At 39.2% G+C, this 23,255-nt stretch carries 20 protein-coding genes; 17 read left to right on the top strand and 3 right to left on the bottom strand.

Annotation, left to right across the window (positions count from 1 at the left end):
* The first annotated feature begins 11 nt into the window (after positions 1-11).
* The 10 genes from ACRQQK_RS04875 (at position 12) to ACRQQK_RS04830 (ending at position 14,842) form a co-directional block, all read left to right on the top strand.
* Positions 12-1,247 carry a glycoside hydrolase family 53 protein gene (locus ACRQQK_RS04875; RefSeq protein ID WP_102967192.1) on the top strand — a complete coding sequence of 412 codons (1,236 nt, stop codon included), beginning with the start codon at positions 12-14 and terminating at the stop codon, positions 1,245-1,247.
* Positions 1,244-3,310 (top strand): beta-galactosidase, encoded by a 2,067-nt coding sequence (locus ACRQQK_RS04870; protein ID WP_102967193.1) that lies wholly within the window; start codon positions 1,244-1,246, stop codon positions 3,308-3,310. The genes ACRQQK_RS04875 and ACRQQK_RS04870 overlap by 4 nt, the downstream gene beginning before the upstream one ends.
* A 144-nt stretch (positions 3,311-3,454) precedes the next feature.
* Positions 3,455-4,720, top strand: a complete 1,266-nt coding sequence (locus tag ACRQQK_RS04865; RefSeq protein ID WP_102954273.1) for a maltoporin — start codon at positions 3,455-3,457, stop codon at positions 4,718-4,720.
* Positions 4,721-4,886: 166 nt separating this feature from the next.
* Positions 4,887-6,620, top strand: a complete 1,734-nt coding sequence (locus ACRQQK_RS04860; protein WP_102954274.1) for a methyl-accepting chemotaxis protein — start codon at positions 4,887-4,889, stop codon at positions 6,618-6,620.
* A 43-nt stretch (positions 6,621-6,663) separates the two neighbouring features.
* Positions 6,664-7,674, top strand: a complete 1,011-nt coding sequence (gene galE, locus ACRQQK_RS04855) for a UDP-glucose 4-epimerase GalE (protein WP_102967194.1) — start codon at positions 6,664-6,666, stop codon at positions 7,672-7,674.
* Between the two features lie 54 nt (positions 7,675-7,728).
* On the top strand, positions 7,729-8,781 hold the full coding sequence (locus ACRQQK_RS04850; RefSeq protein WP_102967195.1) for a UDP-glucose--hexose-1-phosphate uridylyltransferase: 1,053 nt from the start codon (positions 7,729-7,731) through the stop codon (positions 8,779-8,781).
* Between the two features lie 87 nt (positions 8,782-8,868).
* Positions 8,869-10,029 carry a galactokinase gene (galK, locus tag ACRQQK_RS04845; protein ID WP_457510274.1) on the top strand — a complete coding sequence of 387 codons (1,161 nt, stop codon included), beginning with the start codon at positions 8,869-8,871 and terminating at the stop codon, positions 10,027-10,029.
* Between the two features lie 532 nt (positions 10,030-10,561).
* On the top strand, positions 10,562-10,702 hold the full coding sequence (locus tag ACRQQK_RS04840; protein ID WP_180980371.1) for a hypothetical protein: 141 nt from the start codon (positions 10,562-10,564) through the stop codon (positions 10,700-10,702).
* Between the two features lie 141 nt (positions 10,703-10,843).
* The gene (locus ACRQQK_RS04835; RefSeq protein WP_102967198.1) at positions 10,844-11,029 is read left to right on the top strand and encodes a hypothetical protein; all 186 of its coding nucleotides are present in this window, start codon (positions 10,844-10,846) and stop codon (positions 11,027-11,029) included.
* A 567-nt stretch (positions 11,030-11,596) separates the two neighbouring features.
* The gene (locus tag ACRQQK_RS04830) at positions 11,597-14,842 is read left to right on the top strand and encodes a hypothetical protein (protein WP_457510272.1); all 3,246 of its coding nucleotides are present in this window, start codon (positions 11,597-11,599) and stop codon (positions 14,840-14,842) included.
* Positions 14,843-15,165: 323 nt separating this feature from the next.
* Here ACRQQK_RS04830 and ACRQQK_RS04825 read toward each other — a convergent pair whose 3' ends face one another.
* Positions 15,166-15,633: an Lrp/AsnC family transcriptional regulator gene (locus ACRQQK_RS04825; RefSeq protein WP_102967200.1), complete on the bottom strand. Its 468-nt coding sequence runs from the start codon at positions 15,631-15,633 to the stop codon at positions 15,166-15,168.
* 163 nt (positions 15,634-15,796) lie between these two features.
* Here ACRQQK_RS04825 and ACRQQK_RS04820 point away from each other — a divergent pair, with 163 nt between their 5' ends.
* Positions 15,797-16,624 (top strand): EamA family transporter, encoded by an 828-nt coding sequence (locus tag ACRQQK_RS04820; RefSeq protein ID WP_220089762.1) that lies wholly within the window; start codon positions 15,797-15,799, stop codon positions 16,622-16,624.
* 378 nt (positions 16,625-17,002) lie between these two features.
* Here ACRQQK_RS04820 and ACRQQK_RS04815 read toward each other — a convergent pair whose 3' ends face one another.
* Both ACRQQK_RS04815 and ACRQQK_RS04810 read right to left on the bottom strand, forming a co-directional pair.
* Entirely contained in the window at positions 17,003-18,463 is a 1,461-nt protein-coding gene (locus tag ACRQQK_RS04815; RefSeq protein ID WP_220089761.1) for a hypothetical protein, read from the bottom strand.
* 172 nt (positions 18,464-18,635) lie between these two features.
* Positions 18,636-19,238 (bottom strand): helix-turn-helix domain-containing protein, encoded by a 603-nt coding sequence (locus ACRQQK_RS04810; RefSeq protein ID WP_102967382.1) that lies wholly within the window; start codon positions 19,236-19,238, stop codon positions 18,636-18,638.
* Positions 19,239-19,280: 42 nt separating this feature from the next.
* On the opposite strand from ACRQQK_RS04810, the gene ACRQQK_RS04805 reads away from it, so the two are divergent.
* The 6 genes from ACRQQK_RS04805 to ACRQQK_RS04780 all read left to right on the top strand — a co-directional run bounded on the left by ACRQQK_RS04805 (position 19,281) and on the right by ACRQQK_RS04780 (position 23,239).
* The gene (locus tag ACRQQK_RS04805; protein ID WP_102967381.1) at positions 19,281-19,985 is read left to right on the top strand and encodes a B3/B4 domain-containing protein; all 705 of its coding nucleotides are present in this window, start codon (positions 19,281-19,283) and stop codon (positions 19,983-19,985) included.
* Between the two features lies 1 nt (position 19,986).
* Positions 19,987-20,613, top strand: a complete 627-nt coding sequence (locus tag ACRQQK_RS04800) for a LysE/ArgO family amino acid transporter (RefSeq protein WP_180980383.1) — start codon at positions 19,987-19,989, stop codon at positions 20,611-20,613.
* Between the two features lie 58 nt (positions 20,614-20,671).
* The gene (locus ACRQQK_RS04795; protein ID WP_102967379.1) at positions 20,672-21,565 is read left to right on the top strand and encodes a dihydrodipicolinate synthase family protein; all 894 of its coding nucleotides are present in this window, start codon (positions 20,672-20,674) and stop codon (positions 21,563-21,565) included.
* Positions 21,566-21,622: 57 nt separating this feature from the next.
* Positions 21,623-22,249: a LysE family translocator gene (locus tag ACRQQK_RS04790; protein ID WP_102941347.1), complete on the top strand. Its 627-nt coding sequence runs from the start codon at positions 21,623-21,625 to the stop codon at positions 22,247-22,249.
* Positions 22,250-22,339: 90 nt separating this feature from the next.
* Complete coding sequence (locus ACRQQK_RS04785; RefSeq protein WP_102941348.1) at positions 22,340-22,657, top strand: DMT family transporter; 318 nt, start codon at positions 22,340-22,342, stop codon at positions 22,655-22,657.
* 276 nt (positions 22,658-22,933) lie between these two features.
* Positions 22,934-23,239, top strand: a complete 306-nt coding sequence (locus ACRQQK_RS04780) for an NIPSNAP family protein (RefSeq protein ID WP_102967208.1) — start codon at positions 22,934-22,936, stop codon at positions 23,237-23,239.
* Positions 23,240-23,255: the final 16 nt, after the last annotated feature.

Genomic DNA, 23,255 nt, shown 5'->3' with positions numbered 1-23,255 from the left:
GAGAGAAAGATATGAATACAAAATTTAAGGTTGCACTTATTAGTGCGGCAGTGGCTTTGGCTGGCTGTCAATCTGTAAACTCTTCAAATAATAATGGCTCTGATATTAATACTAATACAGATAATATTGTTATAACTGCTCCACAACTGAGAGCTGATTTTATTCGTGGTATGGATATTTCCATGTTGCCTGAAATAGAAAAGTTAGGTGGGAAATATTATGAAGATGGTAGTGAAGAAGATCTGATTAAGATATTAAAAAATAATGGTGTTAATTCTATCCGTGCACGTTTGTGGGTAGACCCTATGTCATCTACTGGTGATGTATTTGGAGGCGGCAATAATACGTTAGAGCGTTCCATTGAACTTGGTAAACGCGCACAAGAAAACGGTATGTCATTCCTACTTGATATCCATTACAGCGATTTTTGGGCAGATCCTAAAAAGCAACAAAAGCCAAAAGAGTGGGAGCAACTCACGTTTGAGAGCCTGACACAGAAAGTCTACGACTATACAGCAGAAGTTATGAAAGCACACCAAGCTGCAGGTGTCGTACCAGACATGGTACAGGTTGGCAATGAACTGAATGGCGGTATGCTTTGGCCTGACGGTAAAAGTTGGGGACAAGATGGCAAGGAATTCGACCGTCTATCACTTCTTCTAAAAACCGGCATCAAAGCCGTTCATGACAACGACAGCGGTAAAGATATTCAAATTATGCTGCATCTTGCGGAAGCGGGCGACAACGGTCTATTTCGTTGGTGGTTTGACGAAATCACTAAACGTGGTGTCGATTTCGATGTGATTGGTATGTCTTACTACCCATGGTGGCATGGTCCAATCGATAAAGTAAAAGCCAATATGAACGATGTGATCAGTCGCTACAACAAACCTATTGTTCTAGTCGAGACATCTTTCCCATTTACCACTGAAAATGGTGATGCGTTGGGGAATAGCTACTCCGAGGCAGGACCGATTGAGGGATACAGTGTCTCAGTCGATGGTCAGGCTAAATATTTGGCTGACATTATGACTCTATTGAACGAACTTCCTGATAATCAAGGGTTAGGGATTTATTACTGGGAGCCAGCGTGGTTACCGATTGATGGAGCGACTTGGTCAACGCAGGCGGGGATGGAATATAGCGGTGACAAGTGGGATGTGGGCAACTCATGGGAAAACCAAGCTCTATTCGATTATGAAGGCAATGCCTTACCGTCATTAAAAGTATTTAAGGGGCAACAATGAATAATAAAAAACACGTCATCCCTAAAATAAAAGGCTTGCTTCATGGGGCTGATTATAACCCTGAACAATGGTTAGACAGACCGGATATTTTAGAAAAAGACATTGAGCTGATGAAACAGACGCAATGTAACGTTATGTCTGTGGGAATATTTAGTTGGTCTGCACTTGAACCTGTGGAAGGTGAATTCCAATTTGAGTGGCTTGATAATGTATTGGATAACTTGCTAGCAAATGACATCTCAGTGTTCTTGGCTACACCAAGTGGTGCTCGCCCTGCGTGGTTATCTCAACGTTATCCTGATGTTCTTCGAGTTAATAGCTCTCGTGTAAAACAACTTCATGGAGAGCGACATAACCATTGTTATAGTTCGCCAAATTATCGTAACAAAGTAGCTATTATGAACACTAGGTTGGCTGAACGATACAGCCAACATCCTGCTGTGATAGGTTGGCATGTCTCAAATGAATATGGTGGTGATTGTCATTGTAATTACTGCCAAGAAGAGTTTCGCATATGGCTAAAAAACAAATATGGCTCATTACATAACCTTAATAAGCTATGGTGGAGTGCTTTCTGGAGTCATACATACACCAGTTGGGAACAAATTGAGTCACCATCTCCGATTGGTGAAAACTCTGTTCATGCACTCAAGTTGGATTGGAAACGTTTCTGTACAGATCGTGTATCGAACTTTTGTGAGCATGAGATTGCTCCTCTTAAACGTATTAACCCTGAATTGCCAACGACAGCAAACTTCATGGAATACTTTTACGATTACAACTACTGGGAGTTGGCCAAGTCCATTGATGTTGTATCTTGGGATAGCTATCCGCTATGGCACCGAGACAATGATGAGGTCGCGTTAGCTTGTTATACAGGAATGTATCATGATTTGATGCGTACGTTGAAAAATCAGCCATTTTTGTTGATGGAATCGACCCCAAGTCAAACAAACTGGCAGCCTATCACCAAACTCAAAAAAGATGGTGTTCATTTGCTTTCTTCGTTGCAAGCAGTAGCTCACGGTTCTGATTCTGTACAGTATTTCCAGTGGCGAAAAAGCCGTGGTTCTGTCGAGAAGTTTCATGGTGCTGTTATCGACCATGTTGGACACGCGGACACCCGTACTGGGCGAGAAGTGACTGCTGTAGGTGAGTACCTTAAACAAATAAACGATGTGGCTGGAACGACGACTAAGGCAGAAGTGGCGATCATTTTTGACTGGGAAAATCGCTGGGCTATGGATGATGCTTCTGGCCCTCGTAATGAAGGTATGCAGTATGAACAAACGGTGTGCGACCATTACCGAGGTTTCTGGAGACAGGGAATTAACTGCGACATTATTGAGCAATTATGTGACTTTACGCCTTACAAGGTTATCGTTGCGCCAATGTTATACCTTATAAAACCAGGTGTAGCGGAACGTTTCGAAGAATATGTTAAGCAAGGCGGAACGCTGATTGCTACTTACTGGAGTGGAATCGTTGATCAAAACGACTTATGTTTTCTGGGCGGTTTCCCTGGTGGTGCAAATAGCCCGTTACGCCGGACGTTCGGTATTTGGGCTGAAGAAATTGATTCCCTTTATGACCACGAAAGTGTGAAGTTTGAAATAGAAACTGATTCTGAGCTAGGTTTTAGTGGGGAGTTTAATATTAAGCATTTAATGGAGCACATCCATTTAGAATCAGCGGAGGCTATTGCTTATTACCGAGAGAATTTATTTGATGGCTGTCCAGTTATTACTAAAAACGAGTTTGGTAATGGGGTTGCCTATTATATAGCAGCACGTACAGACGTTGAATTTAATGAGTTGTTCTACAGCTCTATTTCCGAAAAATATGGTGTTAGTAAACCAGTCGAAAATATACCTGAAGGCTTGTCGTTGACAACTCGCGAAGACGAGCAATCTTGTTATTTATTTATTATGAACTTTTTGAATAAAAGTCGGGAACTTGAATGTCCTTTGGGGGATTGGGTCAATGCTTGCACGGGTGATGAGGTTAAAAACAATATAGTCGTTGCTCCATATCAAGTCATCGTTATCAAAAACAATAAATAGTTAATTCCAGCCTAATTAGGCTGGAATGAAAACCAATATATAAAAATAAGACGAATTTCGTCTAACGGGTAAGTATTGTCTTAAATAAAATATTGGCAATATTTACTCGGCCAATAACATCAAGTAATACAAAAGGGAATAAACATGAAAAAAGCATCATTGGCAGTCGCTATTATAGCTTCTTTATCTGCTACTCAAGTATTAGCGGTAGATTTCCACGGTTATGTGCGTGCTGGTTTGGGAGCTAGCGCTGATGGCGGTGGTACCAAAGCTGGGGATGAATTTAATAAAACAACTTTAGGTCGCTTAGGGAATGAATATGATACATATTCAGAAATAGGATTAGGTCAAGAGTTATTTAATAAAGATGGTCGTTCAATGTACTTTGAGAGTATGTTCGAAATGTCTTCTGACGGTAATCTTGAAACGGAGTCGAGCAAAAAAGACAGTGCCAACTTCGCGATTAAACAGTTAAACATTCAAGCAAAAGGCTATATTCCAGCGTCTCCCGAAGCAGTTATTTGGGCTGGTAAGCGTTTCTATCAACGTCATGATATTCATATTATTGACACCAAGTATTGGAATGTTTCTGGTTATGGTGTAGGTGTAGAAAACATTAAACTGGACACTGGGGCGTTATCCACTGCAATTATTCGTGCAGATAATGCGCTTTCAACTTGGGATTCTAGCGGTAATGAAACAAGTTACGGTGATTTAAACACTTATTTCTTAGATATGCGTTATTCCGGATATGCGCCTTGGGAAGGCTCATGGACAGAATTTGGTATCGATTACGCACTTGTTAATCCAACAGATGAGCAAGAGGCATTAACAGAGGATCTAAAAAATGGATTGATGTTAACGGCCGAAATCAGCCAAAGCTTTTCAATGGGTTGGAACAAGTTTGTTCTTCAATATATGGATAAAGGCTTAGCGCAAAATGCTATCTCCCAAGGTGGTGGTTGGTACGACATTTGGAGTGGTGATGTAAGTGAAGCAAAAGGTTATCGTTTCATTAGTACTGGTGATTTAAACATCACCGACAATTTCATAATCAATCATGTGTTGACATACGGTCAAGCGAAAGACCATGGTGATTGGTTAGATAAAGAAGACTTATTCTCTTTTGTTGCTCGTCCTACTTATAACTGGTCAGCTTATAATAAAACTATTTTCGAAGTCGGTTATTTTGATCAAGAGAAAACATGGGACTCAGGTTCTTCTGACAAATCTAGTGGAACTAAATTTACGATAGCACATGCAATCTCAGCAGGTGATTCAATTATGGCTCGCCCAGAGATCCGATTCTTTGCTAGTTACTTCAAAGATAATGAAAATGATAACACCTTCGACAATGGTAAGAGCGCTGACACCATTAGTTATGGTGTACAAGTTGAAGCTTGGTGGTAATTCAAAAGTAATGAGTTAAATTTTGCTACAGGTCAGGCAATAATTGCCTGACCAACTGACTAGTTTTTCTTTGTTTCTTTTTATCTAACTGGATATTTATATTTCTTGTTAATGTTCAGGATATAACTCTATTCCCACTTTAATAATCTTTTGTTTTGGATTTTTTATGAAACCATTGTCGTTGAAAAATAAGATTATAGCTCTGTTTGTTATGTCTTTGCTAATAACTATTGTTGCGGCTTTTTTCAGTGTTAAGTTTGTAATTGGTGACTATATTAACAAATCTTACGACAGTCGCATGGTTAGTAATGTAAATTTGATTAGCAGTGAAATTAAGCAATCACTCGAGAGAGACATCTCAGTTATAGAAAGTCTTGACTTTGGTATAATTGGTATTCGCGATACTCAACAAAAGCTTGGCTATGAGCAAGTTGTTAAATTAATCAACAAGACTGCATTAAGTGATAAAGGTAGTTTGAACAAAGAGCAATCTCAGTATTTTATAGATTTAGCTCGTGATCATGAAGAAGGAATAAAAATTACTCAGATTTATTCTGAAACTGGTCAAGCAAAAGTCATTGTTTCCAAGAAGAAAAATGGAGTAGTAGACTTTTTTACCATCGACCTTAGCTTAATCGATGGCTTAATTAAACGATATAGTATTCCTGGAGTTTATTTTGAGCTGCTTGATGGGCAGAGCAATACTATTTATTCAACAGGGAAAGTAAACTTAGATCTAAAGAAAACCGATATAATTACTGTTGCTGATTCTAAATGGTATTTACGTTCGTATATTGATTACAGCTATATTGATAGTATTACAGGAAGAATAAACCAAGATATTACTAAATACATGTCGCTTTGCGCATTTATGATGTTAGTCGTTAGTTTATTTACACTTAATATTCAACTGAACCCATTGTCAAAATTGAAAATATTAGTTGAAAGTTTGGCGGGTAGTGATGCAGATTTGACACAGAGGATAGAACTCAATCGAAAAGATGAGATTGGAGATATTACCAAATCAGTAAATACCTTTATCGATAATCTACAGTCTTTATTTCTAAACATTTCTAGTTCTAATCGCTCTTTGAATAATGCAAGAGAAGAGCTTGATACACATATAGGTCGAAATGTATCGACGGTCGCTAGCTATAATGCTCAAAGCAAAAGCCTGTCGGAAGCTATTGACGATATTCGTCAATCCTCCTTAGATGTCCAGCAGCAAATAAAAGAGTCAATGGAACTTGCTGAGCAAGTCAGTCATCAGGTTCGCGAAACTGCAAAAAAAGGAAGTTTCGTGGAAAATATCGTAATTACTCTAAGTGATGATACAGAGAAGATCTCTTCGTTAATAGGGGGTATGGATACTGTCACTAAGGGCATAAGTAATATCCTAAATACTATTCAAAAAATTGCCGATCAGACCGATTTACTGGCGTTAAATGCTTCCATAGAAGCGGCTCGGGCTGGCGAGGCCGGAAAAGGGTTTGCAGTTGTTGCTGAAGAAGTAAGGGTACTCGCTTCTAGAACAAGAAGTAGCACCACAGAAATTGATGAATTTCTAGACCAGTTTTCCAGTTCGTCAGATCAAATAGTAAGCCAGATGTCTCAAGTATTGAAAAATAGTGAGTTGAATCGAAACAGTACGTTAGACGTTATTAATCAAATTCAATTGGTTGAAAAGGCTGTAGGTCAAATCAACATGATTAATTCAAGTATTTCTATAGCCGCTGACAACCAATGTACGAAGATGGACAAGTTGAATGCTGAAATACAGTTAACTAACAATCTGAGTGATGAAATTACTGATAGCGCCAGTTCGATTGCTCGTGTCCATGGCGACATTAGCCAAGTTTCCTCGGCGCTAACAAAAGACGTATCAATTTTCAAAGTTTAACTATGCAGTTTAATAATTTGAAACCAGTTTAGGAGGTCCAGCAGTGGCAGTACTTATTACAGGTGGTATGGGTTACATCGGTAGTCATACTTGTGTACAGATGATGGAAGCAGGTCTTGAACCAATTATTGTTGATAACTTGTTCAATTCAAAGGTCGAAGTTTTACAGAGAATTGAAGCGATAGCTGGTAACCAACCTAAGTTTTATCAAGGAGACATTCGAGATGAAGCCTTCCTAGATTCAGTTTTTGCTGAGCATGATATTCAAGCTGTCATTCACTTTGCGGGTTTAAAAGCTGTTGGGGAGTCGGTTGTTAAACCATTGGAATATTACGATAACAACGTTAATGGCTCACTGGTATTAGCTCGCAGTATGCGCAGAGCTGGAGTGAAAAGTCTTATTTTTAGTTCATCTGCCACTGTTTACGGTGATCCTGCCGTAGTACCGATTACTGAAGAATCTCCAACAGGCGCAACCACTAACCCTTATGGTCGGAGTAAATTCATGGTGGAAGAATGTCTCAGTGATTTATTCCACGCTGAAAAAGATTGGAGTATCACTTTGCTACGCTATTTCAATCCAGTTGGTGCCCATCCATCTGGCACTATGGGTGAAGACCCACAAGGTATTCCAAATAACCTAATGCCATTTATCGCTCAAGTCGCAGTCGGCCGTCGCGAAAAACTGTCTGTTTTTGGCAACGACTATCCAACTCATGATGGAACTGGAGTTCGTGATTATATCCACGTTATGGATTTAGCCGATGGTCACATTGCTGCGTTAAAAACCGTTGGTAAAAAATCAGGATTACACGTTTATAACCTCGGCACAGGTAAAGGTTCTAGCGTACTTGAAATGGCGGCAGCATTTGGCATGGCTTGTGGTAAAACCGTTCCCTATGAAATCTGTCCTCGTAGACCTGGTGATATTGCAGAATGTTGGGCCAGTACTGGTAAGGCAGAACGAGAGTTAGGTTGGAAAGCTACACGCAGTGTCGCTGAAATGACTCTAGATACATGGAAGTGGCAGTCTAACAACCCACAAGGTTATTAATTTCATCCGTTGCAGTATTTCGGATTAGCATGAGTAAATAGTTGAGTAAGTAAAATGTCAAACGTTGAATTTAACCCAGTTGAGCATCCTCACCGCCGATACAATCCATTAACAGGTCAATGGGTTTTGGTTTCACCACATCGAGCAAAACGTCCCTGGAGTGGCGCGGATGAGAAAACTGCGATTGATGAGTTACCAGCCTACGATGAGAAGTGTTTCCTTTGCCCGACAAATGAGCGTATCTCTGGTGATGTAAACCCAGATTACCAAGGCACGTATGTATTCAAAAATGATTTTGCGGCTTTAATGGTTGATTCGCCGGATGCACAAGTATCAGAAGACCCATTATTTCAAGTCCAAGGTGTACGTGGTTTGAGCCGAGTAATCTGTTTTTCCCCCGATCATAGTAAAACCTTGCCGGAACTGCCTGTAGAAAAAATCCGTGGAGTTATTGATACGTGGAACGAGCAAATTGAGGAGTTAGGGAAAGATTATATTTGGGTCCAGGCATTTGAGAATAAGGGTGAAACCATGGGCTGTTCTCAGCCTCATCCTCATGGCCAAATCTGGGCGAATAGTTTCTTGCCAAACGAGATCGAACGCAAAGAGAAAAATCTCAAATCTTACTACCAGAAACACGGTAGTAACCTGCTGGTGGATTATGTACAAGCCGAGCTAAAAGAAGATACCCGTATCGTCGTGGAAACTGCTCACTGGGTAGCTGTTGTTCCTTACTGGGCTGCATGGCCATTTGAAACAATGCTACTACCCAAAACACACATTCGTCGTTTAAGCGAACTAAATCCTGAGCAGCGTGATGATCTTGCTGTCGCCATAAAAAAACTGACTAGCCGATACGATAATTTGTTCCAATGTTCTTTCCCATACTCAATGGGTTGGCACTATGCCCCTTTCTTTGAAATTGACACAGACCTTGATCATTGGCAACTGCATGCATTGTTCTACCCTCCGTTATTGCGTAGTGCAACTATCCGTAAGTTTATGGTGGGCTATGAAATGTTAGCTGAAAGTCAGCGCGATTTAACGGCTGAGCAAGCGGCTATACGTTTACGATCGCTGAGTGACATTCACTATAAAGAGCAGTAATCATCATCTGGAATCCATCCTTTAACTCCTTATGTTGGAGTATGGTTTTCGGAAATCTAATTAGTACTATTTATCTGAGATTTAACTATGTTTGAACTAATCCAAAATGTGAAAGCATCTTTTGAACAAGTATTGGGATATCAGGCAACTCATATTATTCAGTCCCCTGGACGAGTTAATTTAATTGGAGAACACACAGATTACAATGATGGCTTTGTATTACCATGTGCTATCGACTATCAAGCGATTGTTGCTGCTTCTATGCGTGACGATCAACTAGTGCGAATTGTTTGTGTCGACTACGGCAATGCTATAGATGAATTTGACCTTACAAAAGAGATTGCATTCCAAGAAGACAAAATGTGGGCTAACTATATTCGAGGCGTAGTGAAATGCTTATTGCAGAGAGGTTGCCCGATTAAAGGTGTAGATATATCTGTAAGCGGTAACGTCCCGCAAGGAGCAGGATTGAGTTCTTCAGCGGCACTTGAAGTTGTAATAGGCCAGACTTTTAAGGAATTGTTTAATTTAGATCTTGGGCAAGCTGATATAGCATTGATTGGACAGCAAGCAGAAAATGAATTTGTTGGGTGTAACTGTGGTGTTATGGATCAAATGATTTCTGCTGAAGGACGTGAGTATCACGCAATGTTATTGGATTGCCGTACTCTAGAAACTAAAGCAGTGCCAATCCCAGAGGATTTAGCTGTCGTTATCATTAACTCTAATAAAAAGCGTGGGTTAGTCGATAGCGAATACAATACGCGCCGACAGCAATGTGAAGAAGCTGCACGTATTTTTGGAGTCCAGGCATTACGCGATGTGACTATGGAAGAGTTTGAGAAACGTAAAAGTGAACTCGGCGATGTAGTAGCAAAACGTGCTCGTCATGTCATTACAGAAAACATGCGTACTTGTGAGGCAGCGAAAGCTCTCAGCTCTAATAATATTAAGCGACTGAGCGAATTGATGGCAGAGTCGCATGCTTCCATGCGAGATGATTTCGAAATTACGGTCAATGAAATTGATAAATTAGTTGAAATGGTCAGAGAAGTGATAGGCGATAGAGGTGGAGTTCGTATGACCGGTGGTGGATTTGGTGGTTGTGTTGTGGCCCTAGTACATATTGAATTAGTGGAAACAGTCAAAAAAATAGTTGAATCCAGATATGAACAAGAAACTGGGCTAAAAGAATTTATCTACATTTGTAAGGCAAAAGAAGGTGCGGGTTTAGTCCAATCTCGCTGAGACAAAGTTAAGCAATGAGTTTTTAAATAGGTACCACTGTATATACCTTCTGTTGGCGTGTTGCCAAGGTCGTTCGAAGGAGCGACCTTTTTTATTAACACGTCGTTTGCCGTTTAATATGGGCTTTTGTAAATAAGCGGTATCTAATTTGTGTTAAAGAGAAGCAAGATGAAATCAGATGTCATACTCCTGCTTCACGAACTTATGTATAAGCCGAAAGGCAATATGAGGTTTAGTGAGATTAGAAGGGCACAATCATATAAGTTTTCAATTGAGACAAGAGTATTGCTACTGTACTGCGTTGAACGAGCATTCGTTGATTTTGAACATGACTGTATTCAACTTACTGAAGCCGGCTTAGATTATTATTTAGCAAACACAAGACTGTTGTCCTGAAGTTACTCATCAAAATTTACGACCTTACCTAGAAGTTGGTCAGAAGGCCGCTGAAATGTTCAACAGTTAGAAATAACAACGGTTATCTTGGCCTTTAGAAACTTTAGGTGAGCTTGATATTTGGGTAAAGAGTTGAGTGGGTATCACGGACCGATGTTTCCCCGCCAATGACAGCGTCCGCTTCATTCCACTGCGTGGACAAAGTGCTGAGTGGAATGAGGTATTGGATAATGTCGCGAGAGATAACTTCATTAAATTTGTTGCAGCAGAGCAGTAATCGTCGCTAACTTATCTTTGCCCCATTTCGTGTTGGTGACGCTCAATCTCACATATCACAGTGAGGTGATTTGACCTACTTTTACTCATCTTTGTACTGTAGTGTTTAACATGATCATTCAATCACATAAGGTAGTTGTCTATGTTCAACATAAATAGAAGTCCTGAAATAAAGGAAGCAAGAGAAAAGTATGATCGCGCTTGTCAGCATCACAAGGAAATGGCAAGGCTTCATCGAGCTGGTGCGATAAGCTCTGAAGATTTAAAAGAGGCCATAGACGATATGCGACATGCAGAAAATGAGCTGGATGCAGCTAAAAGAGCATAATCACTCCATTTACTCATCAGTACATCTTAGATAGGAAGCCTCCCAAGCGGGCTAGCCTCTGTAGCTAGCTCAAATCTGCCCCATTCTTTGTTAGGGGCGAAAGTTATACACATTCTGTTCATCTAAATTTGCTATGGAAAAGCATCAACTAATAAGTATAGGGAAAGCAAGACCTGCCCCATAAGTTTAATTCAGCTTCATTAATACTATGCCTCATATAAGTGATGCAGGATTAATAAGCTAGTAGTGTAGTTGTGATAGCTAGGTTGTTGAATCGACTTATCGGCACGCAATTACTTCGCTTGATTTGGATCCAGTCACTTATTGCTTCCTCATTAGTCCAATAGCTCAAAGAATCACCGTTAATGAACGCTTGGCAGTGTTACGTTACTTCCAGTCGGTTGTTTTGAAAGAGAGGCTTAGGCAAGAGGCTACGTCGTGTGGTTAGTGTAATCAGATCGTTGGCTCTGTTACTTAGCTCCACCGAACTAAGTAACAGAGCCTGATAGAAATTATGTGGATAATGTGTCATATATACCTTAAATATCATTATTCTATCGGTTAAAAATGAAACGATTTATTTGGCTTCCATGCAATACACTGTCAAAGAGAATCAATAAAGACATCAAGGATACCTTTTATAAAAATGATAACTTTCTCAGAAATCGATGGGGGGGGTTAGAATGGAATATAGTTCGATGGTCAACTGAATATCTGAAGTATTCGTTTATAACACTGATAGCATTTTCACTATTTGGAATCCTCATTAGTTTATCCATTCCCTTGATGATATTGGTAACTCCTTTAGATTCAATTAACTGGGAAGATTACACTGAGTGGCAAACAACGTTTCTATCAGGTCAACTGACAGTATTGGCTGTTGTCTACCCTTTAGTTGTAGGTTTGGTTAGTGTTCTATTTCAAAACAAGGCAGATAAGAACGCAATATTGCCGGTCTACCAAATATATTCTGGGTTTATGTTCGCTGGGCTGAGTGGTTTGTTTCTGTCTGCATACCTTGTCATTGGATACTTAATAGCTCCACACATTAGCACGATCTCATACGCTGCATTCTCCATCTCATCAGCTATGTGGGTTTTACTTAATATTTCACTAACAGCTTGGTTCTTTGTTCAAACATTCAAAATTTTAGATGATTCATCTAGAGAGAAGATCATGTTGCGATACACGATTCAAGAATCATGTATTCATGACGTTAAAGGAAGATTATCATCATTTCTATTAGAGCAACCTTCTACTCTTGGTGTTATCAAGGAAAAGTATGGTTACATCAAAATTAAGTCATCGATTTCTTTTTATTCAAATAAAGGTTGCAAAGAAATTGTTCGAGGTAACCTCGAAGGAAAGTATATTGTTGATGTTAACTATACGTTGATCAACTTGGCGTTACATATCCAATCACTACTTCTCAAAAATAATAAGGATAAATCTGAACTTAGTTTAAATTTATCCCCTGTAAAAATAAATGGGGGTTTTCGGCTTGCTAGGTATCAAGGGTTTGAAATAAATCCATTTGTGAGGTTTGTACTTAAGCACTCATTTATGTTTTCTAATAGACGAACAAATAAAAACCTAAAATTGTCTACAATCGTTGATACTTTTGTCGGTGCTGCACATGACTCTATAAAGTCTGAGAACTCGAAGGAGTTTTCTGAAAACTTGGATGTCCTTGCTAATGCCCACTCTGAAATCGCATCAGTACTATCATTCACTAATGATAACAATGAACTTGATAATTGGATGGTTCTACCCTCCAATTCATTTTTAGGTCGAAATTATTTAGATGAGTTTTCGAGTGAATACTATCAACTGGCTAGGCTGGCAGTCGAGAAGCTTAATAATAGTTCATCATTCTTTCACGATATGCTTTATCTCTACAAAAAAATTTATGTTCGTAGAGACTCTCTGGTTAGACAAGAAATAAACTCTCTGCTCCAAGGTGCTGGTTTTTGTTGGTTTTTACTCATTGACTGGAGAAAGCACAATAGACAAATCGATAATATGAGAGCAGAAGCCACCTATAATCGAATGCTCTTAGATTTTGTTGGATACTGGGAAGGGTGGCAACATCAAATCCATCCATCCAAGGTGGTAATTTCTGATTACGACGAGAACTTATTCGCCTCTTCATGTCACCTCAAAGAGACAATCAATATGATTTCTGTATCTTTGAGTGCAGGAAACATTGAAGAGTTAGAATGGAGCGTTGACATTTTGTGTAGATGGCGACAATCGTTCGATATTGATGATTTTTCATATAGATCACAATCATGGCACTCTTCTGCTCTAAATCACTATTATTTGAAGAAACCTCTAGATAGCCCACAGTGGCATATTGCTCTTAATGGGTCGGAATTCAATCAATCCGATGCAAATATAGTTTGCTTTAGCAATTTAAATAAGGACTTGAGGCTAATCGCCATTTGTGAACTAATCAGGGCTTCAAATGAGGAAAATTCCTCAAAAATCAAAAAATTGGTTAACTCCTTAATGAAGGGACGTGGTGTTAAGTCTCAAGAGCCTTCGAATGTTCCTGAACCTATAGGTAATGCCTCTGATATCATTGGGGCATATATTCGCCAATTGGATTGGGGTAAATATAGCGATAATGCTTATGGCAATTGGCTTGGAGAATGCCGTAGATTATTCAATGATTCAGATGATGAAAAAAGGGTTTCAGGAAGGGTATACACATCTCGTGTAAGATCAAATGCCCAAAGTCAAAGCGAATTTTTTGTACAAATCGCCATCTATATTTCACGTAAAGAATGGACACTAACACCTGAGCTTAGATCTACAATATTTTCAGAGCTATTTAGCTATACAAATCGTGAATCTATATTGTATGAATTGAATAGTTGGATTTCGATTGCAGAAAACTACGCGAATACATTGAACGCTGAGGAAGATAGTAAAGTGATACCTCATATGTCAATACTAGATAGTAGTGAGGACACCAAGAATCTAATTGAAACCTTTATAAGGTCTATGAACCAAGCGATTTCAGAAATTAAAGAGTTTCAAAAAGAAAGTTTGAGGCATTCTAAAATAGATTTGGCAGTGGTAGAAGAATTTGCTCAAGAAGCATCTAGATACTTTTTGGATAAAGATAAAAAAGACTTCTACCCTCTATCATTATTTAAAATTGAATTATGCGATTATCTTGAGTCTGACTTTCAGCGAAATTACACATTCAAGAGCGTAGATAAGTATAACTTTACAACTGAAATTAGATCTAGTAATGAAAAATCTAATAAGGAATATTATGCTAGATTCCTACCCGATAGGATAAAATTAGATATCTTCCGTTCAATATTTGATTTTAATTATCTCTATCATTTGCAGTGTTATTCTGATATGAAGGCGATTGAATTAATTGTTGAATATATACCCAGCATTGAAAATCCTATTCTTTTTGTTAGCAGTTCTTCTGTATTAAACCTGCTAAATAGAGCTAAGTACCAAAAAGAGTTGCTGATGGATTTTGATATCAGTTATAGAAGTGAAAAAGAAAGAAATTATATATGCACTCTGGAAGGTTGTGATATTTATCGTGCACATTACACGGACGTAAAAGACTGTTTCTTACTTAGTCGTGGTGTCCTAGATACTATCGCTGTTCAAAAAACTAATGAGAATGGTGTAGTCGGCGTCGAATACAATCTAGAGAACAAAGATCATCTTTTAGGTTCAATCAAATATACATATTCGATGGATGTCAGGCTTTCTGCTGAGCCTAAATTATCTAGAAGTATGCGATTTACAGTTCACGATAATCTTAGAGCGACGTAAATAGAGCCTTACTTTTGTCACCACACAAGGTATAAAGGATACTTTACCTAATCCAACTTAAACAATTTAGTGCAAATGCGCTAAATTGTTTCTGTCCAACACCGTTCTAGCTGATCTCGCTAGCTCAGATTTGCCCCTTTCTAAGCTTGCGCAACAGGAGACTAATAATCCCTACTAAAAATAGCCCAACTTTTATTAATGGCAGACTGCACAGATCCAATGCGCATAAATTCCCCAAATATTTTCAAAACCACTTCACTTTGGTGTCTAATAATATGCATTATTAGACTGTGGTCGTTCTAACTAATGTACCTATTTTAGAGTTACCAAGGTAGATTCATCAGACCACCACTTTGTTTTAAAACCAGCATAGTAGACGTTTCTGAAACAGAGGGTATGCCTTGAAGAACATTTGCTACAAAACTAGTCAATGCGGCCGTATCTTCTACCCATACTCTTAGTAAATAGTCATAGTTTCCAGCAACCAAAATATACTCAGAGACTTCTGGGTGGCTTTCGATTTCACGAATGAATTGCTCATGGCCGTCAGGTGCATGTCTGTTCAGTTTAACGCTAATAAGAACACAGATGTTAAGCCCTAGGGCTTTAGGGTTTAGATTTGCAGAGTAACTCGTAATGAAACCATCCTCTTCTAACTGACGAATACGTCTTCCACAAGGGGTAGATGAAAGTCCAACTTTGTCAGCAATTTCAACGGTAGACTTTCTGCCGTCCTTAACGAGTTCCTGCAGAATCTGCTTATCTATTCTATCTAACTTCCTTGCACTCATTATCTACTATTCCAAAAATGTTTGACGAAATCTGCCAATAAAGTAACAAAACTCTAGTGATTTTGAACAACTCCGTCAATGCTCTTACTGTAAATTATCCCATAGATATTTCACATATAACCAAAGGATTTTCAGTACTATGCAACCTATACCTCGACTATCAATGACAGCAGCGTTTGCTTCTCTTCTGTCCCTTCAAGTAGGAGCCGCATTTGCTAAGACAATATTTCCTTTAGTCGGCCCAGAAGGTGTTGCTGCACTGCGCATTGGCATTACTGCACTAATTCTTGGTTTGATGATTCGTCCATGGACATTAAAGATTGAGCGCTCCGCTTTCCCAAATGTCATTATGTACGGGGGAATGATTGGACTGATGAACATATTGATTTACAGAGCATTTCATCATATTCCTGTTGGAATCGCGATTTCGATAGAAGTGCTTGGCCCACTAGGTGTTTCTTTACTTTCGACAAAGCGAAAATCAGATATAGTGTGGATAGGGTTTGCTCTGTTTGGCGTTATGATGCTGCCGTTCGGACTGTCCAGCTTTTCGCTAGACATTATTGGTGTTTTGTATGCCGTTTTAGCGGCCATTAGCTGGGGTATATATATTAGTTACGCTAGCAAAATAGCTCATATAGGTGCAGGAGGTGTAAGTATAGGGATGATAGTAGCTGCTTTATTTAGTGTACCTATTGGTGTTACCCAGATCGGACTGCCGTTGTTCAAGCCCGAAGTTCTAGCACTTGGATTAATTGTTGCAATTTTATCTAGCACCATACCATTTCTACTTGATGTTTATGCCTTAAAGAATCTTCCGAAAAGTATATTTGGAGTATTAATGAGCGCTTCACCAGCGGTTAGTGCAATAGCAGGTTGGTTTATACTTGATGAGCAATTAAGTTCTATACAATGGACAGGTATTTTCGCTATCAGCATCGCCTGTATTGGAGCAAGTTTACCTGCGTATGTATCTGCCAAGCCGGTGTAGTATAAATAGCTTGAATAATGTGTAATGGTTGCAAGAAAGAAAACTCAAAAGTCCTTATTCGAAAGCTATATTGAGTAAAACAACACGCATCATAGATTAGAGAAGATTGCGTTATACGTTTGTATTCATTGGTTTTAATAATAAATGATTGATTTCAAAAATTCCGATAGTTTTATCGTTTGCTCATCAATATTTTAAGTTAATGCTCCCATTTCAATATGGAATAATTAAAATATTCAATGTCAGAATTATTTATTTTTTACACTAACTCAGCACTTCCACCATGTTTGTATCTTATTTTAAAGGTGATACAGATGAATAAGCCAGTAGTCATCACCACTGGCTTGTATTTTCATGCTTTGAATAATTCTCTATTTACTATTCTTGTTTGACTTTAACTATTGGATTACTTCGTATGAAATAATAAATCATAGCTGAAATTATAGTTATGAAGCCAAATCCAACAACCCAGTAACCAGGGCCAAATGGTTGTGGATTAAATACCATATAAATTAATGAACCAATAGTGCAAATTATAACCCCAAAACGTAAAATCCTTTGAATGACTTTATTATCTTTCTCATTTAAAAATTGCTGTGCCAGTATCATTACAACCATAATTGCTGGGAATAACATTAAGCTTACATCAAGATGAAGCATTCTAAATGCAAAACCAAAATCACCAAGAGGAACATCATTCGCTGAGTTATATAGATCCGCTCTATATTCCTGTAGAAATCCCATGCCAGCAACAGTGATAACAATACACAACCATGTTAGAAATACACCACTAAGTGTATACTTTGATGTTTTGTCTAGTAAGTTATTGGATTTATTGTTCCCAAATAAAATTGATGCAATAAGTAGTAGTCCGCCAATTAAGAAAAAAGTGCCAATGATAAAATCAACAAGATCTATACCAGCAACACTTTGACCTCTGGGTTTGAAGAATCCTTTTTCTGTAAAAATATGTGGAATTTGAAATTCAGAGCTTCCAAAACCAGAAATAACAAGGATTAATACCATTAAAATTAATCCTGTAATAACAAACCATTCACTAACGGTTTTAAGTTTTTTTACATTACCTAAAACATTGCGACCATATTTCCAATTGATGACGGATAATATAAGACCTATCACTGACACTACCATCATATCTGAATGTGATCTTAAAAGATTGCTTTGCCATTCTTCAAGCGTGTATCCAATCTTCCCTGCATACCAACCCATGATTCCAGGCCAATCACCAAAATCTAAAATAAATCCGGCTAAATCTCCTATAAGAGCAGCAATTAAAGCTGAACATGAAGAAGCTAAAACCAAATAATAATAGGTGGAATTTTTAAGTGCATTATCTTTAGTCTTTATAATTCCTATTAGCATTGTAACTATGATTGCATCAAGAGCAAAAAACGAGAAAATCTGATACCAAAGGGTTAATTTAGTAAACTCCATGGAGCGATTTATAGCTCCTCCTGTTACACCAAAAAAAATGGTACCTATAGTGCAATAAAAAATAATTTTTTTGAATTTTGGGTCAAGATTAAATACCTGACTGACAATTAAACAAGTTAGTCCAGCCAATCCAACTGATAAGCCATGAAAGTACATTATTCTTGAATAATCTACAGGTGTTGTCCTATCTGTAAATATAGAAAATGGGTTAGCAATGAATACACTTCCCATAGCGTACAAAACTAGAACAATTAATAACCAATTGACAACTTGAGGCCAAGAGTACTTCCCAATCCCAACCTCTATCGAATTGCCGTTAGGACTAGCTAAATCTACCTCTCGATTGTTACCTTTGACACTTTGTGTTTCCTGACGCAAATTCATTGCCTTCTCCTAGAGTAGCCTATTAATGATGATACATAACGCCTATATAGATCATATTATATTGACCGATGCGTATCATTGTAATGACCAAAGTCAAAGGTTTTATATTTACTGTCAGTTCAAAATCAGAGTGAGCATTGAGTCCTAAATCGATTGGAATGGGATGTTCTTACTATCTATGTAACTCAGTAACGCTCATGGTAAACACCAAATCAGAGTCAGCTTGGTTTGAGTAGCTGTGAGGAACATCCGTTTTAGCTATAGCAGATTGACCTTCAAGCAGCTCTACTGTTTGCCCATCAATATTCAAAGTGAGTATTCCAGACTCAACATGGAATAGTTCAAATGTACCGTGTGGATGACCGGGTGATTCAAAATGTTCGGATGGTTTAATTACCCAACGCCAAAGTTCTATCATGTCGGGGCCCGTCGTTCCTGCCAATAGCTTAGCACTACCACCATGTTCTCCATTCCACAGAGTTGGAATATCTTCTTTAGAAATGACATTGATGGTTGGGTTACTAGCCACATTGACAATATCGGCTACTGAAATACCAAGGGCAGCGGATAATTTACACAGAATAGCAATACTTGGATTAGCAGAGCCTTTTTCGATTTCAACTAGCATCCCTTTACTGATCCCTGCTTTTTTCGCTAATACATCGAGTGAAAGCTTGAGATGTTTACGGTGCTCTTTGATTCTGGCAGCAACGGCTTGGTTGACAGTCTGGGCATTCGAACCACTATCGGTCATTATATTGACTTTATCGGTCATAACTGTATCTTGTAGCAAATGAGTCATGAGAGGAATTATCTAATGGTTACACTACTACCGTCAATTGACAGTCGCATTTCTAATATTGCGCCTGAATTTAAAGCATTGAGTATCACGGTGAAAGGAACTGAAGTTCAAGACGTTACGTATGCAAAGGACGTATTAAAGGAAGCCTGTGCATCTATTTTAGAAAGTGATTTCTGTTGGGCAGAGTCACACATCAATGCGTGGGGGGACGTTTTTCGTCAATTTGGCTCGAAGCCGAATCGAACACCTTGCTCTGCGGCAGCACTTCGAAAACGAGTATTAAAAGATGGAACAATGCCAAGTATTGACCCTATTGTCGATATTTATAATGCCATCAGTATTCGATATGCCATACCTGTTGGTGGTGAAGACATGGATAGTTATCAAGGAACACCAACACTCACCATTGCCGATGGCACTGAATCTTTTGACACCATTAAAAATGGTGAGGCTTCAATTGAAAACCCTGACGTTGGGGAAGTTATTTGGCGCGATGATATCGGCGTAACTTGTCGTCGTTGGAACTGGAGACAAGGTGTCAGAACCCGTATAGAACCCAATACTCGAAACATGTGGTTTATTCTAGAAAGCTTGCCAGAAATGCCACTAGAACACTTACAGGAAGCAGGAGATGAAATGGTCAGACACTTGCAAGTGATCATGCCTGATTCAGTGATAGAGCAATCGTTGGTTTTTGCTGCAAAATCAATTGAGGTTTGATGTGTTAAATACTTTGTTAACGGGGGCCGTTGTTTCTGGAAGTTTGATTGTCGCAATAGGTAGCCAAAATGCGTTTCTATTAAAGTGTGGATTAAAAAAGCAATACGCACTGTCCGTTGCGACTATTTGTTTTCTTGGCGACATTCTCCTTATCAGTACTGGTGTGCTGGGTATAGGGACCTTGCTTTATAAAGCACCGTTATGGGAAGACATTCTGACTCTTGGTGGCGTAGCATTTCTTTTCTGGTATGGCTATCAATCTGCAAAATCAGCTTGGAGAGGCTCTAGCCACCTAGAGTTGGAAAATTCGGACATTGGCCAGAGTTGGTTAAAGGCCGTGTTGATGGCGATGGCGATCACTTTTTTAAATCCACATGTCTATCTGGATACGGTGGTGATCCTTGGTGGTGTGACAGCTCAAATGGAACCTGACGACAAACTATTGTTTGTTATAGGGGCACTGGTTGCATCAGGAGTATGGTTTTACGGCTTGGCGTATCTAGCTAACAAGTTGATCCCGCTCTTTCGTAAGCCAAGAACATGGCGAATATTAGATTCAGTGATTTCATGCATCATGTTTGGTATTGCATTAAAACTGGCGACTCCTCTGTTAAGCCAATACATATAGAGCGTCGCGATAACGCTGTATTTTCAATCCGCCAATTCTATTTCAGAAGGTAAATTTTATGTTTGTTGGGCTGTCTGCATTTCCATTAACACCAATGTACGATGATTCTGTTGATGAAAAAGCTTTTATAGGTCTTATTCAGCGTTTGGTTAATGCTGAGGTGGATTCTATTGGGGTATTGGGGTCGACTGGTAACTATGCCTACCTCACAAGAGAAGAACGACAAAGAGTCGCGCAGATTGCGGTTCAACACGCCAAAGAAATACCCGTCATGGTTGGTATTAGCGCCTTAAACCTAAGAGATGTCCTTCACAATGCCGAAGATGCTCAAACAGCAGGTGCGAGTGCTGTGTTATTAGCGCCAATGTCATATCAACAGTTGACAGAAAGTGAAGTGTATAAGTTGTATGAAGTTGTCACTTCTAAGCTATCGGTGCCTCTGTGCGTCTATGACAATCCAGGCACGACACATTTTAATTTCAGTGATGAACTGCACGGGCGTATCGCTCAGTTACCCAATGTCAGGTCAATTAAAATCCCTGGTGTGCCAATGGAACCTCAAGCCGCTTTAGATCGAGTAAACCGCCTCCGCGCTCTCATTCCAAAGCATGTATCTATCGGTATTAGTGGTGATTCTTGTGCAGCAACCGGATTGAACGCAGGATGTGACGTTTGGTATTCAGTCATTGGTGGCTTATTCCCTAAAGTGGCTCAATCGATCACAGCAGCAGCGCAAAAAGGGGATGCAGAAGAAGCATTGCGTCTATCAAAACGCTTAACTCCGATGTGGGAACTATTCCATCGTAATGGAGGAAGCCTTCGTGTTGTGGCTACGGCTGCTGAGATTCAAAACTTAGTTAAGCCTCCTTGTTTGCCGTTGCCACTTAGGGCATTAGAGGGACAGGAAAGAAAAGAGTTAGCATTATTGCTTAATAATTTAGAATTATCATGATGTTAAGTCGGATGGTAAGTATGTCATTTCACAATGATATCGTTAAGGATGATTGCAATGGATGCTATTAATTACCCTTTAATCTTAGTGGCAGCATTAGCTGCAATAGCAAGCCCTGGACCTGCGACATTAGCTATTGCTAGCGCATCAATGAGCCATGGTCGAATTTACGGCTTAGGCTTGGCCTGTGGCGTGCTAACCGGTTCACTGTTCTGGTCTTGTAGTGCAGCGTTTGGTCTGGCTGCACTGCTCAGTTCAAATGTTTGGATATTTGAAGTTATACGGTATTGTGGCGCTGCTTATTTGATTTATTTGTCATTGAAATCTTTACGTTCTGCCGTTGGTAAATCAACATTGACGCTAGTTCAAAGTCATTCAACCACGTTGTCCAATATTTATTTCAAAGGTCTACTTATTCACCTGACTAATCCCAAAGCCATATTGTCTTTTGCTTCTCTGTACTCCATCGGCGTTCCTGCAACTGCGCAGATTTCTGATTTGGTGACGGTGATATTGTCGGTCGGAATGTTGAGTTCCAGTGTCTTTCTTGGTTACGCTGTTCTTTTCTCTAATCATAGAGCGAGAAATATCTATCTAAAATCGAAAGTTATGTTTGAATGTACGTTTGCTGCTTTTTTTGGTTTTGCTGGAATGAAAATTTTGACTGGTGATATTATTAAGTAGTTCTTAAAATACCTGTATTGGAAGACGACTTCCCCCGTTTTGGGAGTGAACTGCTGGGACGACCTAGCCCTGTTATTACATGGAGGGGCTATGCCTTGGTTCTATCTTCTCATTGCTGGATTACTTGAAATTGTGTGGGCTTACACAATGAAGCAATCTTACGGTTTCACTCGACTAATTCCATCACTCGTAACTATTTTGGCAATGACGGCAAGTTTTTGGTTGCTAGCGATTGCTATGCGCTCTATACCTCTTGGTACGGCGTATACAATTTGGACAGGTATTGGTTCTGTCGGTGCATTCCTTGTTGGAATTTTGTGGCTAGCTGAACCTGTTAACGCTTTGAGAGTTATCGCAGCCGTACTGATTATTATGGGGCTTATTTTAATGAAACTATCAAGTCTCTAGGTACCATCAATTCATGCAGCAAAATCGACCTTTGTAATCAACATCGGGTTCTGGGTTAACTGACTTTTCCATACTATAAGTTATTCATGATTTACTAATTTAGCAAAATCACTGAAACAGATATGTCCATCAGCGTGTCAGCGAGATCTCGGCTGGCACGAAACTGCCCCTTTTCTTTCTACAGAGTTTAGCTACGTGACTTGAATTTATGATCTTCTGACCAAATAAATCTAATACATAGGATGTGTGTAACTTTCAGAATAGAAGGAACAATCAGTGATCACTTGTCATGTTAAATATGTTGTAGACCCAAAGAAAATCCCTGAGTTTGAGAAATATGCTCGTATGTGGATCCTTCTGGTTGAACAGTTTGGAGGTGTTCACCATGGCTATTTCTTACTGTCAGAGGGTGCGAACAATATAGCGATGGCGCTATTCTCATTCCCATCTCTAGCGAAATATGAAAAATACCGCCACGAATCCGCGCAAGATGAAAGTTGTAAGGCAGCTTTCAAATATGCAGAAGACACTGATTGTGTGCTGAGCTATGAACGTAGCTTCTTCCGACCTATTGCCTCTTAGTGTTGAGCATGGTTTT

This window comes from Vibrio sp. C8, assembly GCF_054051265.1.
This window is presented reverse-complemented; position numbering and strand designations above follow the sequence as displayed.

Bases quoted from the DNA above. Each gene is read 5' to 3' on its own strand.
- ACRQQK_RS04875 (WP_102967192.1), top strand. From the start codon at position 12: ATGAATACAAAATTTAAGGTTGCACTTATTAGTGCGGCAGTGGCTTTG.
- ACRQQK_RS04870 (WP_102967193.1), top strand. From the start codon at position 1,244: ATGAATAATAAAAAACACGTCATCCCTAAAATAAAAGGCTTGCTTCAT.
- ACRQQK_RS04865 (WP_102954273.1), top strand. From the start codon at position 3,455: ATGAAAAAAGCATCATTGGCAGTCGCTATTATAGCTTCTTTATCTGCT.
- ACRQQK_RS04860 (WP_102954274.1), top strand. From the start codon at position 4,887: ATGAAACCATTGTCGTTGAAAAATAAGATTATAGCTCTGTTTGTTATG.
- ACRQQK_RS04850 (WP_102967195.1), top strand. From the start codon at position 7,729: ATGTCAAACGTTGAATTTAACCCAGTTGAGCATCCTCACCGCCGATAC.
- galK (WP_457510274.1), top strand. From the start codon at position 8,869: ATGTTTGAACTAATCCAAAATGTGAAAGCATCTTTTGAACAAGTATTG.
- ACRQQK_RS04835 (WP_102967198.1), top strand. From the start codon at position 10,844: ATGTTCAACATAAATAGAAGTCCTGAAATAAAGGAAGCAAGAGAAAAG.
- ACRQQK_RS04830 (WP_457510272.1), top strand. From the start codon at position 11,597: ATGAAACGATTTATTTGGCTTCCATGCAATACACTGTCAAAGAGAATC.
- ACRQQK_RS04825 (WP_102967200.1), bottom strand. From the start codon at position 15,633: ATGAGTGCAAGGAAGTTAGATAGAATAGATAAGCAGATTCTGCAGGAA.
- ACRQQK_RS04820 (WP_220089762.1), top strand. From the start codon at position 15,797: ATGACAGCAGCGTTTGCTTCTCTTCTGTCCCTTCAAGTAGGAGCCGCA.
- ACRQQK_RS04815 (WP_220089761.1), bottom strand. From the start codon at position 18,463: ATGAATTTGCGTCAGGAAACACAAAGTGTCAAAGGTAACAATCGAGAG.
- ACRQQK_RS04810 (WP_102967382.1), bottom strand. From the start codon at position 19,238: ATGACCGATAAAGTCAATATAATGACCGATAGTGGTTCGAATGCCCAG.
- ACRQQK_RS04805 (WP_102967381.1), top strand. From the start codon at position 19,281: ATGGTTACACTACTACCGTCAATTGACAGTCGCATTTCTAATATTGCG.
- ACRQQK_RS04795 (WP_102967379.1), top strand. From the start codon at position 20,672: ATGTTTGTTGGGCTGTCTGCATTTCCATTAACACCAATGTACGATGAT.
- ACRQQK_RS04790 (WP_102941347.1), top strand. From the start codon at position 21,623: ATGGATGCTATTAATTACCCTTTAATCTTAGTGGCAGCATTAGCTGCA.
- ACRQQK_RS04785 (WP_102941348.1), top strand. From the start codon at position 22,340: ATGCCTTGGTTCTATCTTCTCATTGCTGGATTACTTGAAATTGTGTGG.